At 62.0% G+C, this 16,957-nt stretch carries 14 protein-coding genes; 5 read left to right on the top strand and 9 right to left on the bottom strand.

Annotated elements, in window-relative coordinates:
• Nucleotides 1-4: 4 nt before the first annotated feature.
• Complete coding sequence (locus FHW76_RS15565; RefSeq protein ID WP_008806772.1) at nt 5-1,267, top strand: gallate dioxygenase; 1,263 nt, start codon at nt 5-7, stop codon at nt 1,265-1,267.
• Here FHW76_RS15565 and FHW76_RS15560 read toward each other — a convergent pair.
• The gene (locus FHW76_RS15560) at nt 1,264-2,490 is read right to left on the bottom strand and encodes a LysR family transcriptional regulator (protein WP_087731758.1); all 1,227 of its coding nucleotides are present in this window, start codon (nt 2,488-2,490) and stop codon (nt 1,264-1,266) included. The two genes, FHW76_RS15565 and FHW76_RS15560, sit on opposite strands and share 4 nt — an antisense overlap.
• A 127-nt stretch (nt 2,491-2,617) precedes the next feature.
• Here FHW76_RS15560 and galB point away from each other — a divergent pair, with 127 nt between their 5' ends.
• Genes galB through FHW76_RS15540 form a run of 4 tightly spaced genes read left to right on the top strand, consistent with a single transcriptional unit; the run spans nt 2,618 to nt 6,020 of the window.
• Nucleotides 2,618-3,358 carry a 4-oxalmesaconate hydratase gene (gene galB, locus FHW76_RS15555; protein WP_022065828.1) on the top strand — a complete coding sequence of 247 codons (741 nt, stop codon included), beginning with the start codon at nt 2,618-2,620 and terminating at the stop codon, nt 3,356-3,358.
• Complete coding sequence (locus FHW76_RS15550) at nt 3,355-4,068, top strand: 4-carboxy-4-hydroxy-2-oxoadipate aldolase/oxaloacetate decarboxylase (RefSeq protein ID WP_008806775.1); 714 nt, start codon at nt 3,355-3,357, stop codon at nt 4,066-4,068. The genes galB and FHW76_RS15550 overlap by 4 nt, the downstream gene beginning before the upstream one ends.
• A complete protein-coding gene (locus FHW76_RS15545) occupies nt 4,069-5,154 on the top strand; it encodes a 4-oxalomesaconate tautomerase (protein WP_016162004.1) in 1,086 nt (361 codons plus the stop codon).
• Nucleotides 5,155-5,156: 2 nt separating this feature from the next.
• Nucleotides 5,157-6,020, top strand: a complete 864-nt coding sequence (locus tag FHW76_RS15540) for an NAD(P)-dependent oxidoreductase (protein WP_044649852.1) — start codon at nt 5,157-5,159, stop codon at nt 6,018-6,020.
• Between the two features lie 3 nt (nt 6,021-6,023).
• On the opposite strand, the gene FHW76_RS15535 is transcribed toward FHW76_RS15540, so the two are convergent.
• From FHW76_RS15535 to eefA, 8 genes are all read right to left on the bottom strand, one after another.
• Complete coding sequence (locus tag FHW76_RS15535; protein WP_002923120.1) at nt 6,024-6,314, bottom strand: YicS family protein; 291 nt, start codon at nt 6,312-6,314, stop codon at nt 6,024-6,026.
• 106 nt (nt 6,315-6,420) lie between these two features.
• Complete coding sequence (locus FHW76_RS15530) at nt 6,421-7,323, bottom strand: DMT family transporter (protein ID WP_002923118.1); 903 nt, start codon at nt 7,321-7,323, stop codon at nt 6,421-6,423.
• A gap of 151 nt (nt 7,324-7,474) precedes the next feature.
• On the bottom strand, nt 7,475-8,905 hold the full coding sequence (gene murP / locus FHW76_RS15525) for a PTS N-acetylmuramic acid transporter subunit IIBC (RefSeq protein ID WP_044649853.1): 1,431 nt from the start codon (nt 8,903-8,905) through the stop codon (nt 7,475-7,477).
• 24 nt (nt 8,906-8,929) lie between these two features.
• On the bottom strand, nt 8,930-9,832 hold the full coding sequence (murQ, locus tag FHW76_RS15520) for an N-acetylmuramic acid 6-phosphate etherase (RefSeq protein ID WP_012967024.1): 903 nt from the start codon (nt 9,830-9,832) through the stop codon (nt 8,930-8,932).
• A gap of 162 nt (nt 9,833-9,994) precedes the next feature.
• A complete protein-coding gene (locus tag FHW76_RS15515; RefSeq protein WP_012967025.1) occupies nt 9,995-11,158 on the bottom strand; it encodes a multidrug effflux MFS transporter in 1,164 nt (387 codons plus the stop codon).
• A gap of 45 nt (nt 11,159-11,203) precedes the next feature.
• Entirely contained in the window at nt 11,204-12,568 is a 1,365-nt protein-coding gene (eefC, locus tag FHW76_RS15510) for a multidrug efflux RND transporter outer membrane subunit EefC (RefSeq protein ID WP_012967026.1), read from the bottom strand.
• Between the two features lie 3 nt (nt 12,569-12,571).
• Complete coding sequence (eefB, locus tag FHW76_RS15505) at nt 12,572-15,679, bottom strand: multidrug efflux RND transporter permease subunit EefB (RefSeq protein ID WP_004151514.1); 3,108 nt, start codon at nt 15,677-15,679, stop codon at nt 12,572-12,574.
• Nucleotides 15,679-16,803, bottom strand: a complete 1,125-nt coding sequence (gene eefA / locus FHW76_RS15500; protein WP_049165270.1) for a multidrug efflux RND transporter periplasmic adaptor subunit EefA — start codon at nt 16,801-16,803, stop codon at nt 15,679-15,681. The genes eefB and eefA overlap by 1 nt, the downstream gene beginning before the upstream one ends.
• Between the last annotated feature and the right edge of the window lie 154 nt (nt 16,804-16,957).

The raw sequence follows: 16,957 nt of genomic DNA, 5'->3' as shown, positions 1-16,957 counted from the left end.
TCTGATGGCTAACATTCTCGGCGGTATCGCCGTCTCTCATACCCCGACTATCGGCTTCGCGGTCGATCATCATAAACAGCAGGACCCGGCGTGGTCGCCGATCTTCCAGAGCTTCGAACCGCTGCAGCGCTGGCTGGAGGAGAAAAAACCGGATGCGCTGGTGTACATCTTTAATGATCATGTGACCGCCTTTTTCTTCGATCACTATTCGACTTTTACGCTGGGAATCGACAGTCAATATGACGTTGCCGATGAAGGCGGCGGACCACGCTGCCTGCCGCCGGTCCAGGGCAATGCGGCGCTCTCAAGGCACATTGGCGCCAGCCTGATGGCCGATGAGTTTGATATGTCGTTCTTTATGGATAAAAAGCTCGACCACGGCCTTTTCTCGCCGCTTTCGGCGCTGCTGCCCTGGGATGAAGCGCAGGGGTGGCCGACGGCGGTGATCCCGTTACAGATCGGCGTGCTGCAATTTCCGGTACCGAGCGCGCGCCGTTGTTACAAACTCGGCCAGGCGCTGCGCCGGGCAATTGAAAGCTTCCCGGAAGATATCAATGTGGCGATTGTCGCGACCGGCGGCCTCTCGCATCAGGTTCATGGCGAGCGTTGCGGATTTAATAATCCCGACTGGGATGCCCAGTTTGTTGACATGCTGGTTAATGACCCGGAAAAGCTCACCGAAATGACCCTTGGCGAATATGCCGAGCTGGGGGGGATGGAGGGGTCCGAAGTAATCATGTGGCTGGTGATGCGCGGCGCGCTATCAGCCAATGTCACCGAAACCTGGCGCGACTATTACCTGCCGTCGATGACCGGTATCGCCACGCTGATCCTTGAGAACAATGCGCGCCTGCCCCCCGTCGATACCCTGACGCGCCATCGCCAGCATATGGCGCAGCAGCTGGCCGGGGTGGAGAAACTGCCGGGAACCTATCCTTTTACCCACGAGCGCAGCCTGAATGGCTTGCGGCTTAACCGTTTCCTGCATCGGCTGATTGAGCCTGCCTGGCGCGAACGTTTTCTGCAGTCGCCTCAGTCGCTTTATGCCGAAGCCGGACTTAGTGAGGAGGAACAGCAGTTGCTCAACGCACGTGACTGGCGGGGATTGATTCAGTATGGCGCCAGTTTCTTCCTGCTGGAGAAAATGGGCGCGGTGGTCGGTGTATCCAACCTGCATATTTACGCCGCGATGCGCGGGCAGACGCTGGAGGCGTTTCAGCAAACGCGCAACCAACAGGTAACCTATTCGGTGGCGGGTAAACGTTAAACGGTCCCGTCCTGAACCTGCTGATAGATAAAACGCAACAGCGCCTGCGTCGCCGGGGAGGGCAGGCTGCCGGCGCGAAACGTCAGCCCGATACGCCGGGTGGTATCGGGCAGGGGGACCGGCAACACGCTGAGCAGCCCATTGTCAGTTTCAAAACGCATCTGGCTGGCGGAGACCGCCGCCAGCATGTCGGAGTCCTGCAGCAATCCTCTCACCATCGCCGCATCCCCGGTCTCCACCGTCGGCTGGGGCAGCGGCAGCCCCAGGGTGATAAACGCCTTATCCAGTAAATGGCGCGCCGGCGCGTTGGCGCGCGGCAGCACCCATTGCGCGGTCGCCAGCTGGCTGCGCGGATCCGGATGGCGCAGCAGCGGGTGGTTATTACGCAGTAAAATCAACATATCCTCTTCGAATAACGCCTCGCTACAGAGGTCCGGAAGATCTTCATCCTGACGCAGGGCGCCGATAATAAAATCGATATTACCTGCCCGCATATCGGCGACCAGCGACTCATACGGGCTTTCATTGGTCATGAGGGTAATGCCCGGGTGCTGGGCCAGAAAGGCGGCGATGGCGGAGGGCAGTAGCCGGGTCCGGCTCAGCGGCAGGGCGCCAATGCGCACGGTGCCCTCCAGCACCCCGCGACGGGCGGCGAGATCGCTCCAGATGTTTTCCAGCTCGTTGAGCGCTCTGCTTACCGGGGGATAGAGTAGCTCCGCGGCGGGCGTGGGGCGCACCCCTTCTGGCGTCCGGCGAAATAGCGCCGAATCCGCCCCTTTCTCCAGGACCTTCAGCGCGGCGCTGACCGCCGGCTGGGTGATCCCCAACTGTTGCGCGACGGTTTGGGTATGGTTGACGTGATAGAGCTGAATAAATATGGCTAACCGGCGGGTATTGAACAGCCAGCCGGCGTCCGCCAGCGGGCCGCTGGTGCGGGTATGGTGTTTCTGCAACAGCGCCGGAATGGCCTGCAGGTCGTCAATCGCCCGCCGGGCGCGCGGCAGGATGCACTTGCCATACTCGGTGGGCACCATGCCGCTGTAATGGCGTTCGAACAGCGTGACGTTCAAGGCGGATTCAAGGTCGCGGATCGCCCGGGTTATCGCTGACTGCGTGCGGAATAAGTCATCGGCCGCACGCGAGACGCTGCCGCGCAGCGCGACCTGACAGAAAAAGCGCAGCTGCATGATATTTATGATTTTATCGTGCTTTTTCTTCAGCATGGTTCGTCAGGCCTGAAACAGTGAGTGAGTCGACAACATAAATAAAAATCATAGCCTTCGCAAGTTAACGAATTACCTCCCTGCGACGGGACATGACAAGCTGAAAAAAACAACAGAGGAAGCCATCATGTCTCATCCGGTTAGCGAAAAAAGTGCCCTTGTCGTCAGCGCCCACTCGGCCGATTTCGTCTGGCGCGCGGGCGGTGCGATAGCGCTGCATGCCCTGCAGGGCTATCAGGTCCATGTGGTCTGTTTATCCTTTGGCGAGCGCGGCGAGTCCGCCAAACTGTGGCGCAAAGGCAACATGACCGAGGAGGCGGTGAAGCAGGTGCGTCGCGAAGAGGCGCAGGCCGCCGCTGAGATCCTGGGCGCCAGCGTCGAATTCTTTGATATCGGCGACTATCCGCTGCGCGCCGATAAAGAGACGCTGTTTCGTCTGGCGGATGTGTATCGCCGTATCCAGCCCCACTTTGTCCTGACGCACTCCCTGCACGATCCCTATAACTACGATCATCCGCTGGCCTCCCACCTGGCGCAGGAGGCTCGGATTATCGCTCAGGCAGAAGGCTATCGCCCCGGCGAGAAAATTGTCGCTGCTCCCCCGGTTTACTGTTTCGAACCGCACCAGCCGGAGCAGTGCAACTGGAAACCCGATGTGTTACTGGACATCACCGCCGTCTGGGAGAAAAAGTATCAGGCCATTCAGTGCATGCAGGGTCAGGAGCATCTGTGGGAATACTACACCCGCGTGGCGCTGCAGCGCGGGGTGCAGGCCAAGCGCAATATCGGCATCACGGCCACGCGCGATATCGTTCACGGCGAAGCCTTCCAGAGCATCTTCCCCCGCGTAACGGAGAACCTGGCATGAACCTGTTAAATAAAAAAGGCCTTGTGATCCGCCACCTGCCGCGCCATGACGAGGCGGTTTTGCGCCGCTGTGAGGCGGCCGGGGTGGCGACGCTCCATGAAGCCTGGGATCGTCAGGGGCTGATGGGGCCGGCAATCCGTCCGATTCAGCAGGGCGTCAGCCGGGCGGGCAACGCGGTAACCGTGCTGGTGACGCCAGGCGACAACTGGATGTTTCATGTCGCGGTCGAGCAGTGCCGCGCCGGCGATATTCTGGTGGTGGCCCCGACGTCGCCGTGCGGCGATGGCTTCTTCGGCGATCTGCTGGCGACGTCTCTCCAATCGCGCGGCGTGGTCGGTCTGGTGGGCGATATCGGCATTCGTGATTCGCAGACTTTGCGGGAGATGGGATTCGCCGTCTGGTCCCGTCAGGTTTATGCCCAGGGAACGGTGAAAGAGAGCCTCGGTTCGGTTAACGTCCCGGTGATTTGCGCAGGCCAGCTTGTGCAGCCGGGCGATGTCGTGGTGGCCGACGACGATGGCGTCGTGGTGCTGCCTCACGCGCAGGTCCGTGATGTGCTCGATAAAGCGGAAGCCCGTATGAGCAATGAGCTTGCGAAGCGTGAGCGGATGCGCCATGGCGAGCTGGGGCTGGATATTTACGCGATGCGCCCGCGTCTGGCGGAAAAGGGGCTGCGGTATTACGACCGCGCAGACGAGGTGGAGGAATAAATGGCGCAACGCGGAATCCCCTGTCTATGGATGCGCGGCGGCACCTCGAAGGCAGCCTGTTTTCTGGCTGACGATCTGCCTGCCGATCCGGTGCAACGTGATGCGGTGCTGCTGGCGGTGATGGGCTCGCCTGATCCCCGGCAAATTGACGGGATCGGCGGCGCCGATCCGCTGACCAGTAAAGTGGCGATTATCCGCCGCTCCGCACGGCCTGACGCCGATGTGGACTATCTGTTTGCCCAGGTGAACGTGGCGGCGGCCACCGTGGATTACGGCCAAAACTGCGGCAATATTCTCGCCGCCGTTGGCCCTTTCGCCATCGAGCGTGGTCTGGTTCGCCACGATGCGCCGCTCACTCGGGTGCGTATTTATATGGAGAACACGGGGCAACTGGCGGTGGCAGAGATCCCCTGCGATGCCGACGGGGTCGACTACGCCGGCGAGAGTCGTATCGATGGCGTGCCGGGCAGCGCCAGCCCGATCCTGCTCCATTTTCTTGATGTGGCGGGCTCCAGCTGCGGGGCGCTGCTGCCGACCGGCCGGGTTCGTGACCGTTTTGACGGCGTTGAGGTGACCTGCATCGATAACGGTATGCCGGTGATCCTGCTGCGCGCTTCCGACCTCGGTTGCACCGGCTATGAGACGCGCGAACAGCTGGATAATGACGATGCGCTTAAACGTCGCCTGGAGTCGATTCGCCTGCAGGCCGGGCCGCTGATGCAGCTTGGCGACGTCAGCCAGCGCACGGTGCCCAAGATGACCCTGATCGCCGAACCGCGACACGGCGGCGCCATCAGCAGCCGCACCTTTATCCCGCACCGCTGCCACGCGTCAATCGGCGTGTTTGGCGCGGTGAGCGTGGCCAGCGCTTGTCTGCTCCCCGGCTCTGTCGCGCAGGGCCTGGCGCAGGTAGCGCCAGGCGATACGCCGCTGCTCAGCGTTGAGCATCCGACAGGCGAATTTAGCGTAACGCTTCAGCTTGATGCTGACGGCGCCCTGGCTGGCTGCGGCCTGTTACGCACGGCGCGATTGCTGTTTGCTGGCGAGGTTTTTATTCCGGCCCGCGTCTGGCCGCGTGAGGAGTAATGATGACGATCGCGTTTATTGGTTTTGGCGAGGCGGGTGGCATTCTGGCGGCGGATCTGGCCCGTGAGAATACGGTGACCATTTGGGATTGCAAGCTCAATGGCCCGGCGCGAGAGGCGATGGGCAAAAAAGCCCGTGACTCGCGCGTTCAGGTGGGAAGTTCGCTGGCGCAGGCGCTGGAGGGGGCCACGCTGGTTTTTTCTACTGTGACCGCGGGTGAGGCGCTAAAGGTGGCGCAGCAGGCGGCCGCGCTGCTGCAGCCGGGGCAATACTTCCTCGATCTCAACTCCGTGGCGCCGGAGACGAAACGGCAGGCGGCTGAACATTTTCTGCCCGGCGCCTACATCGATGTCGCGGTGATGGCGCCGGTACCGCCGGCCCGATTGCAGACACCGTTATTGATCGGCGGGCCGCAGGCGGAGGCGATCGCGCCGCGTCTGCAGGGGCTGGGGCTGAATGCCCGCTATGGCGCCAGTACGGTGGGCCAGGTGTCGGCGATAAAAATGTGCCGTAGCGTGATGATCAAAGGTCTTGAAGCGCTCACCACAGAATGCCTGTTCGCGGCCCGTGAATATGGCGTCGAGGAGGAGGTGCTTAGTTCCTTGCATCATAGTTTCCCCTCTCTGGGCTGGACAGGAGCGTTCCCCGACTATCTGATCAGCCGGGTGGCGGAACATGGCATTCGGCGCAGCGAAGAGATGGAAGAGGTGGTGAAAACCCTGCGTGACGTGGGGAGCGCCGGGATAATGAGCGAGGCGATCGCGAAAAGCCAGCGCCAGCTGCCGGAGCAGATGGCCGCCCGTAGCCTGAGCTACAGGCAGCTGACGCCGTTTGACTGGAAAACGCTGGTCGCCAGGCTGAAATAACCGCTATTTGGCCGGACAGACGATTTTGTCGATTGCGGCCTGGTAGCTTTTTTGGTTATTGCGCTCTTTCGCCAGCGTTGCTTCGCGGACCGCGTTCTTGTTACCGTCGGTCGCCAGCACTTTATTGGCAAAATCGTTGTCGCTGAGGTGGCTTGCTGGCGCGCATTTTTCCTTCACCGCTTTGAGCACCTGCTGTTTTTGCTGCTCGAACTGCAGGCTTTGCAGCGGTGATTCGGCCCACGCCGACGTGGCGCTCAGGGCGGTGACCAGGCATACCATCCAACATGCTTTCATCAGGCTTCTCCTTCCGTAATCGCTTCCGTCAACTATATGCGCAGGCGCGAAAACACGCAAATAGTGGTCAGTTTAACTTATTGAAAATGCAATTTTTATCGCCTGCTCAGGCGGCTCTCACCCGCCGCCGCGAGTCGATGGCGATCAGCACCACCGACGCAAGGATCAGCAGAGTGCCCAGCCAGTCCGGCAGCGTGAAGGTGATCCCCAGCAGCAGGAGCGACAGCAGGGCGCTGCTCAGCGGTTCGGCGCAGCTGAGGATCCCGGCCTTCGCGCCGCCAATTTTCTGCGCGCCATTGAGATAGAGGCTGAAGGTCAGCGAGGTACCGATCACCACCAGATAGAAAAAAGCTAACAGCAGGCTGCCGTTCACCACAAAATCGGTGCCCTGGCCGCCGTAAAACGGCAGCAGCATCGCGCCGCCGAACAGCATACTCCAGCCGACGATCGGCAGCGTCCCGTAGCGGGCAATCAGCGTCGAGGGATAGGTGGTATAAAACGCGGCGGCAAACGCCGAGGCGATCCCCCAGAACAGCGCCGCCGGCGAAATCGACAGCGTCGTTGGGTTGCCGTGGGTCACCAGCAGAAAGGTGCCCGCCAGCGAGGTGCAGATAGCTCCCAGCACCAGCGGAGTGGGACGCGCTTTGCGGGCGAGGGCAAACCAGGCGACGATGATCGTCGGGGACAGGAACTGCAGCACCGTGGCCGTGGCGGCATTGGATTTTTCAATGGTCATCAGAAAGGTGAACTGCACGGTTAACGCGCCAAACAGCGAGAAAAACAGCAGGCTGAGGGCGTCGCGGCGGTTTTGCAGCACGCGGAAAATGCGGTCGCCGTGAACAAAGCCGAGCATCAACAGGATCAGCCCGGCGAACAGCAGACGTGTCATGGTCAGAAACGGCGACGACATCTGGCTTTCCTGCATAATAAACTGCGCACACACCCCGGAACTGCCCCACAGCACGGCGGCAATCAGTACGTTCAGCATCCCTTTTTTGCTGGAGCCCATCTTTTCCTCAAGCGAAATATGACAAAGGGGAATCATAGCATGCGCCAGCCCGGGCGGCGGGGCAGGAAATGGTAGTCGGGCGCGGCGGCGTAACGATGTTGCAGGCCCGGTAAGGCGAAGCCGCCACCGGGCACTACCCGACAGTCGCGTTCTAGCTTAAATCGACATTTTTACTGCCGAACAGCCAGGTGAGGACAAAGCCACACAGGTAGGAGACCGCCAGCCCGCCGGCGTAGACCGCCATCCCGGCGTAAATTCCGCTGCCGGAGGTCATCAGCGGCAGCGCCACCAGCCCGGACGGGCCGAACACCGTGTTCAGGCCGACCGGCAGCCCCAGCCAGGCGATCAGTCCGACGAAGAACCCGCCGCAGGCGCCGCCGAGGCAGGCGGTGACAAACGGCTTCATCCGCGGCAGGGTGACGCCGTAGATCAGCGGCTCGCCAATCCCGAGGAAGCCCGGAATAATCGCCCCTTTAATCTGGGTTCGCAGCAGCGAATCGCGCTTCGCCCGCCAGAATAGCGCCAGCGCCGCCCCCACCTGCCCGGCCCCGGCCATCGCCAGGATCGGGAACAGCGAGTTAAAGCCCTGGGCGTCCACCAGCGCAAAATAGACCGGGACAAACCCCTGATGGACGCCGAACATCACCGCCAGCAGGAACAGGCCGGCCAGCACCGCCGAGCCAAACGGGTTGCCGTTAAGATGCAGGAACAGCCACGACATGCCGGTAAACAACCAGCCGCCAATCGGCATGATCACCGTAAAGGTCACCGCGCCCATGATCAGCAGCGTCACCGCCGAAGTGAGGATCATATCGAGGTTGGCCGGCATTACCCGCCGCACCTGGCGTTCAACCCACGCCCCAAGGATAGCGGCGATCAATACGCCGATGATATTGCCGCGCGGATCGATGCCGTGGCCGAAGAAGGTGGAAATGCCGGCGTAGAAGCCGCTGGTCGCCTCCGGGTTGTAGCCCAGCACGAACAGCGAGGCGATAATCGCGCCGTTCACGCCGGAGCCGCCGAACGCCTTCTGCGCGTTATAGCCAATCAGGATACTCAGGAAGGTGAACATCCCTTTGCTGAAGACCTTCATGTAGCCAATCAGCGCTACCAGGCTGGCGTTCGGATGGGCGTTCTCCAGCACGAAGATCTGTTCCGCCAGGGTGGCGAAGCCCAGCAGCAGCCCGACGGCGATAAAGCCGGGGATCAGCGGCGTAAAGATGGTGGCGAATTTGGCGAGAAACTTCTGCACCGCGCTGGTCTGCTTGCCCTTCAGCGCCTGCTTTTTCTCCGCTGCGACGTCGGCCAGCGTCGGCGCGGCGGGCGCCTCCTCCAGCAGGACGTTCATCATCTCGGCGGCGGTTTGCGCCTTGCCGGGGCCGAGCACCACCTGGAACTGCTCGTCGCTGACGATCACCCCCATTACGCCGTCAATCTGGCGGATGGCGGCGCTGTCGGCCAGACTTTCATCGCGCAGGGTCAAGCGCAGGCGCGTCATGCAGTTGCCCGCCTGCGCGACGTTTGCGGCGCCGCCTACGTGGGCGAGGATCCGCGCTATCATTTCTTTCGTTATTTTTGCCATTGCCCGTTACCTGTCTGTCGGTGCTCAGGTGTTGCTGAGCGCCTTGCGGATATAGCCGTTGTTTTTTGCCAGCAGCGACTGCGCGTCTTCGGCACTTAAGTCCGCCAGCACCATCACGATCGCCGTTTTACAGTGGCGGCCGCAGGCCTCCAGCGCCTTCCGGGCAGTGGGACGATCGCAGTCGGTCGCCTCCATCACGATAGAGACCTGGCGCTCAATCAGCTTGGCGTTGGTCGCTTCGACGTCGACCATCAGGTTGCTGTACACCTTGCCGACGCGGATCATCGCCCCGGTGGAGATCATGTTCAGCACCAGCTTCTGCGCGGTACCGGCTTTCAGACGGGTAGAGCCAGTGACCACTTCCGGGCCGACCACCGGGGTGATCGCCACGTCCGCCAGCTGGGCCATTTCGCCATGCGGGTTACAGCTGACGATGGCGACAAAGGCATTCTGACTATGGGCGTATTCCATGGCGCCAATGACGTACGGCGTGCGTCCGCTGGCCGCCAGTCCCACCAGCACATCGCGGTGGCTGAAGTTCAGGTTCTGCAGATCCATCGCCCCCTGCGCTTTGTTGTCTTCCACGTTTTCCACGGCGCTGAGAATCGCTTTATGTCCGCCGGCGATGATCCCCACCACCTGCTCCGGGCGGGTGCCGAAGGTTGGCGGGCATTCGCTGGCATCGAGGATCCCCAGACGCCCTGAGGTACCCGCGCCGATATAAATCAAGCGGCCACCGGCCTGCAGCGCCGTCGCGACCTTATCCACCACCTCGGCAATCTGCGGCAGATAGGGCGTAATCGCCTGGGCTACCTGCTGGTCTTCCTGGTTTATCACCGTCAGCATGTCGAGGGTGGAGAGGGTGTCAATGTTGGCGCTGTTGGCGTTGCGTCGCTCGGTCAGCAGTTTGCTCAGGTCGATACTCATAGAAACCTCGTTATTCTCAGTGGCGCGCAGTATAAGGAATTATTTATTCCTTGCCTGTGAAGAGTATCACGATTAGTACGCGGAGAATAATAGGAGAATGGTAGGTATGGCGGGAAATAGTGCGGTAATAAATCTGGAATATTTTATTACCGCAGCAGGAGATTAGCGCGCGCTGCGCGGTTTGCTGAGGCCCAGCAGCAGCGCCAGCAGGTAGCAGATGGCCATCGCGAGGCTCATTTTCAGCATCGTTTCACCGCCGAGGCCTGCCAGCGGCGCGGCGATGCCGCCGAAGACAAACATCAGGGTGCCCATCAGCGCGGACGCGGTCCCGGACTGCGCGGCATCGACGGCGCTCATCGCCTCCGCGCCAGCGACGGTGCTGATGCCGCTCATCAGCGACACGGTAAAGAACAGGCCGACCAGCGCCAGCACCGGCAGCTGCAGCCAGGCAAACAGCAGCATGATCGCCGCACAGCTCACCGCCAGCGTCAGGCCGCCGCGCAGCAAGCTTTCGGCGCTAAAGCGGCGCGCCAGGCGGGAAAAGATCATCGCCGCGATAATCAGCCCGATACCGTTCAGACCGAACAGCAGGCTGAACTGCATGGCGCTCATGCCGTATTCGCTTTGCATCACGAAGGAAGAGGAGCCGATGTAAGAGAACAGCCCGGCCATCATAAAGGCCTGAATCAGGCAGAAGCGCAGAAAGCGGCGATTTTTCAGCACCGGCTGGCCGCGTTGCTGGCGGGCGGTATGCGTTGCTGCGGCCGGGCGCGTTTCCCGCAGGATCGTCAGGCTCATCACCAGCAGCACGCCGCCAATGGCGGCCATCGTCCAGAAGAGAATTCGCCAGTCGAAGGCGGTGATAACGTAGCCGCCCAGCACCGGGGACAGCACCGGCGCAATGCCGTTCACGGTCATCAGCAGGGCGAAAAATTGGGTCAGCAGGGTGCCCTGGTATTTATCGCGGGCGATGGATCGCGACAGCACCGAGCCGCCGGCGCCGGCGAAGCCCTGTAAAAAGCGCCAGACAATCAGCATGTTGATATCCCGGGTCAGGGCGCACATCGCCGAAGCAAAGATAAACAGCAGCAGAGACAGCGCCAGCGGTTTCAGGCGGCCAATGCGATCGCTCAGCGGGCCGAAAAACAGCTGACCCAGGCCGAGGCCAATCAGCGCGGCGGTCAGCGACAGCTGGGTCTGGGTGCTGGTGGCCTGCAGCTGCTGAGTGATCTCCGGCAGCGCCGGCAGATAAAAATCCGTGCACAGCGGGCCGATACCCGACAGCAGGCCGAGGATCAGCGCCCAGGAGAGGGAAACACGTGGCATAACGATTCCTTACAGAAGCCGGGCGCGGCCGCCCGGCGGGTGAAATTAACTGGCGCCGCCGCCCAGCGACTGCCAGAGGGTGATCCGGTTATTGAGGTCGGTCTGCTGCAGGGACAGCAGCGTCGTCTTCGCCGACCACAGCGTGCGCTGGGCCGTAAGCACCGACAGATAATCGCCGACTCCGGCCTGATAGCTCTTCATGGCGATATCCAGCGATGTCTGCTCGGCGGCGACGTACTGCCGCTGGGCATCGAGCTCTTCGCTCAGCGTTTCCCGGCGCGCCAGCGCATCGGCAACGTCCTTAAAGGCGCTCTGAATCGATTTCTCGTAGGTGGCGATCAGCCCCTTTTTCTCCGCTTCCGCATAGCGCAGCTGCGCCAGGTTGCTGCCGCCGGTGAACAGCGGCAGGCTGATGGAGGGGGCGAACGACCACACCTGCATCCCGTGGCTGAACAGCGACGACAGCGAGTCGCTGCCGACCCCGGCGCTGGCGGTCAGGGAAATCGACGGGAAGAAGTTCGCCCGCGCCGCGCCGATATCGGCATTGGCGCTCTTCAGATTGTGCTCCGCTTCCTGAATGTCCGGCCGGCGCAGCAGCACCGACGACGACACGCCCGCCGGCACCAGCGCGATGCTGTTATCCCCGAGACTCTCGAGGGTGCCGGGCAACAGGCTCTCCGGCACGGTTTCCCCCGCCAGCAGGTTAATGGCGTTTTTATCCTGCGCCACCAGCGTGCGATAGCTGGCGACGCTGGCGCGGGCCTGCTGATAGACGCTTTCCGCCGAGCTTACATCGCCGGCGGAAGCGGTACCCACCGCCATCTGGCGGGCGACGATGTTGCGCGAGTTTGCTGCGCTGTCCATGGTCTGCTGCGCCAGCGCCAGATTGCTGTTATCCGTCGCCAGCGTTACCCAGGCGGTGGTCAAATCGGCAATCATCGTCAGCCGGGTATTCTGCGCGGTGAATTCGCTGGCAAGCCAGGTTTCGCGCGCCGCGCGCGACAGGCTCTGGTTCTTGCCGAACAAGTCCAGCTCGAAGCTGGAGACCGCGCCGTCGGCCTGCGAAGCGGAGCTCAGGCCGCTGGCTACCGTTTTGCTGCGGGTATGGCTCAGCTCGGCATCGACGGTAGGAAACAGCGACGCCCGCGTCTCGCCGTACTGGGCGCGCGCGGCCTCGATATCGGCCAGCGCTTTTTGCACATCGCGGTTGCTGTTCAGCGCGAGACTGACCACTTTTTTCAGCCGCGCGTCATTGACCACTTTCTGCCAGTCGCCGACCACCGCCGTCGATTCGCCGTGCGCCCCGGGCAGGGTGGCCGGCACCGGCGCGGCCGGGCGATCATAATGCGGGTCAAGCGAGACGCAGCCCGCGGTCAGGAGCGCGATAAACATAAAACTCAAACGAAACATACCTTACTCCTGAGAAGGACGTTGGCGGGTGAAGAGACGTTTCACCAGCACGAAGAACAGCGGTACGAAAAACACCGCCAGCAGGGTGGCCGTCAGGGTGCCGCCGATGATGCCGGTGCCGATCGCCACGCGGCTGTTGGCTCCGGCGCCGGTGGCGATGGCCAGCGGCAGTACCCCGGCGATAAACGCCAGCGAGGTCATGACAATCGGGCGCAGACGGGTCTGCGCGGCACGGATCGCCGCCCGGGAGAGCGAATACCCCTCATCCACGGCGGATTCAGCGAACTCCACGATCAGGATGGCGTTTTTCGACGACAGGCCGATGGTGGTCAGCAGCGCCACCTGGAAGTAGACGTCGTTGCTTAAACCGCGCAGCGTCGCCGCCAGCGCCGCGCCGAGCAGGCCGAGCGGGATAACCATGATCACCGAGAACGGCACCGACCAGCTCTCATACAGCGCCGCCAGGCACAGGAACACCACCAGAATCGAGATGGCGTAGAGGCTCATCGCCTGGCCGCTGGCGAGCTTTTCCTGCAGCGAAATACCGCTCCACGCCCAGGTGGAGCCCGCCGGCAGGCTGTCGGCCAGCTTTTCCATCTTGTCCATCGCCGCGCCGGAGCTGAAGCCGGCGGCGTTTTCGCCCTGGATCTCAAAGGCGGCGGAGCCGTTGTAGCGCACCAGGCTTTCCGGGCCGTATTGCCAGTGGGTGGTGGCGAAGGCGGAGAACGGCGTCATGCTGTTATCGCTGCCGCGAACGAACCATTTGCCGAGGTCCGACGGCACCGCGCGCGCGTCGCTTTCGCCCTGGATATAGACCTTTTTCACCCGGCCGCGATCGATAAAGTCATTCACGTAGGTACCGCCCCAGGCGCTGGAGAGCGTATCGGTCACATCGCTCAGCGACAGCCCCAGCGAGACGGCTTTGTTGTTATCGATATCCACCTGCAGCTGCGGCATCTGCGGCAGATCGTTAGCGCGCACCGACTGCAGCTCGCTGCTCTGGTTGGCCGCCGCCAGCAGCTGGCTGCGCAGCTTCATCAGACTGTCGCGGTCAGTACCGCCGCTGGCCATCAGCTCGAAGGTGAAGCCGTTGCTCTGCCCGAGACCGTCTACTGACGGCGGGGTCATGGCGAACAGGGTGGCGTCGCGGATCGTCCCCAGCTCTTTGGTGGCGCGCAGGGCAATGGCCTGGGCGGTATTGTCGTCCCCTTTGCGCTGCGACCAGTTTTTCAGCGATACGAAGGCCATCCCGGCGTTCTGGCCGCTGCCGCTAAAGCTGAAGCCGTCGACGGTGAAAATGACGTCGGTATTGGCTTTCTCTTTGGTGAGGAACCAGTCGGTCACCTGGCGACGCACCTCGGCGGTACGCACCGCGGTTGCCCCGGCGGGCAGGGTGTACTGGACCATGATCTCCCCCTGGTCCTCCACCGGCAGGAAGCTGCCCGGCAGCTTCCACATCGCCAGCGCCATCGCCCCGCAAATCAACGCGTAAGCGCCCATCATCACTGCGCCCCGGCGCAGGCCGCCGAGCACCCGGCGCTGGTAGCCTGCTTCCGTGCGCCCCCACAGGCGGTTAAAGGCGCCAAAGAACCCTTTGGTGTGCGGTTTGGAGTGGCTGAGCAGCGCGCCGCACAGCGCCGGGGTGAGGGTTAGTGCCACCACCACCGACAGCATCATTGCCGAAATAATGGTTACCGAGAATTGGCGATAGATGACCCCGGTCGATCCGCCGAAGAAGGCCATCGGCAGGAACACCGCAGACAGCACCAGGGCGATCGCCACCAGCGCGCCGGAGATTTCGCCCATCGATTTTTCGGTGGCTTCGCGGGCGGGCAGCCCTTCGTCGCGCATAATGCGCTCGACGTTTTCCACCACCACGATGGCGTCATCCACCAGCAGGCCGATCGCCAGCACCATGGCGAACAGCGTCAGGGTGTTAATCGAGTAGCCGAACAGCGCCAGCACCCCAAAGGTGCCAAGCAGCACCACCGGCACCGCCACCGCCGGAATGAGCGTCGCGCGGAAGTTCTGCAGGAACAGATACATCACGCAGACCACGAGAATGATCGCTTCGAACAGGGTCTGAATCACATCCTCGACCGAGATTTTGATGAACTCGGTGCTGTCCTTCGGATAGGCGATATCGTAGCCCTGCGGCATCTGACGCTGGAATTCGGCGATCTTGCTTTTCACCAGGGTCGCGGTGTCCAGCGCGTTGGCGCCGGGGGCCATCATCACCGCGATCCCGGCGGCCGGATGGCCGTTCAGATTAGCGGTAGCGGTGTAATCCTCGCTGCCCATCTCCACCCGCGCGACATCGCTCAGGCGCACCACCGAGCCGTCGGCCTGGCTTTTCACGATGATCGCTTTAAACTGGTCAGGGGTTTGCAGCCGGGATTGCGCACGCACGGTGGCGGTCAATTGCTGGGCATTGGACGACGGTAGCGCGCCGATTTTACCGGCGGAAACCTGCACGTTCTGCGCCTCAATCGCCGACTGAACGTCGGAAGGCATCAGCGAGTAGGAGGCGAGTTTGGTCGGGTCCATCCAGACGCGCATCGCGTATTCGGCGCCGAACACCTGCAGGCTGCCGACGCCCTCCACACGCGCCAGCGGGTCCTGCATATTGCTGACCAGCCAGTCGGAGATATCGGAGCTGGTGGCGCGATTGGTTTTGTCATACACCGCGAGGATCAGCAGGAAGCTGCTCTGCGATTTTTCCACCGTTACGCCGGACTGCTGGACTTCGCTCGGCAGCCGCGATTCCGCCTGCTGGACTTTGTTTTGCACCTGCACCTGGGCGGTGTCCGGGTCGGTCCCTTGCTCAAAGGTGACGGTGATGCTGACCGAGCCATCGGAGCTGCTGGTGGAGCTGAAGTAGAGCAGATGGTCGAGGCCGGTAAGCTGCTGCTCGATCACCTGGGTGACGCTGTTCTCCAGGGTTTCGGCGGACGCCCCGGTATAGGTGGCGGAGATTTTCACCGCCGGCGGGGCGACGTCCGGATACTGGCCTACCGGCAGGGTGCGGATCGCCAGCACCCCGGCGAGCATAATCAGAATGGCGATCACCCAGGCAAAGACCGGGCGACGCACGAAGAAACGGGAGAACATCAGGCATTGCCTCCGTTATTGTTGACGGCAACGGCCTTCACTGTCTGTCCGGGGGCCACTTTACTGGTGCCTTCGACAATCAGCTTATCGCCTGCTTTCAGGCCGCTCAGCACCAGCCATTTATCGCCATAGGTGTCGCCGGTTTCCACGGTACGCTGCTCAACTTTGTTGGCGGCATCGACCACCAGCGCCGTGGCGTCGCCTTTGGCATCGCGGGTGATCCCCTGCTGTGGGGCGAGGATCGCGTCGTTCATGATGCCTTCATCGATGCGCGCGCGGACGAACATCCCCGGCAGCAGGACGTGCTGCGGGTTGGGGAAGATAGCGCGCAGGGTCACCGAGCCGGTGGATTCATCGACGGCGACTTCGGTGAGCGCCAGACGCCCTTTTTCCTGGTAGGTACTGCCATCTTCCAGGGTTAACGTTACGCTGAGGGTGTCGCTGTTGCTGGCCAGGCTTTGTTTGCGTAAACGCAGGAGATCGACGCTGGATCGCGTCAGATCGACATACATGGTGTCGAGCCCGCGGATCGTCGCCAGCGCGGTATCCTGATCGGCGGAGACCAGCGCCCCCGGCGTAACCGACGAGATGCCGATGCGCCCGGCTATCGGTGCGGTGACGGTGGTCCAGTTCAGGTTGATGCGCGCGCTCTCCAGCGCCGCTTTCTTCGATTCCACGCTGGCCTTGTCCTGGGCGCAGGTGGAGGCGGCGTCGTCGGCATCCTGGCGGGAAACGCCGTTATCCCTGACCAGCGACGCGTAGCGCTGGGCCTTCTGGCAATCGGAGACCACCAGCGCCTGGGCCTGTTTCAGTGCGGCCGCCGCTTCGTTCCAGGTCGCGCGATAGCTGGAGGGATCGATCTGGTAAAGGGCCTGCCCGGCCTTCACCATATCGCCTTCGGTAAACAGGCGCTTCTGGATGATGCCGCCCACCTGGGGGCGTACTTCGGCGCTGAGCGAGGCGGTGGTGCGCCCGGTGAGCTGGCTAACTACCGGCACCGGCTGGCTTTGCAGGGTGACCACGCCCACTTCCGGCGTGGATTGCTGCGGGGCAGATGTCTGCGCATTATCGCATCCGCTAAGGAGAAATAATGCTGTCGCGATGGGAGCTATGATGTATTTCATTATATTTTCTCAAGATATAAGACGTCCGCCCCGTTTATTTAAAAACGAGGGAATAGGTTGGGCGCTGAGGCATTTTCGGGTGAGCGAAAATGACAAAAAAGGAACACAGATGTTCCTGAACGTGATTGTTATTGTGTCTCCGTTGAAGCCAACC

It is taken from the genome of Klebsiella sp. RC2, assembly GCF_014192815.1.
Classification (GTDB): domain Bacteria; phylum Pseudomonadota; class Gammaproteobacteria; order Enterobacterales; family Enterobacteriaceae; genus Klebsiella; species Klebsiella variicola.
This window is presented reverse-complemented; position numbering and strand designations above follow the sequence as displayed.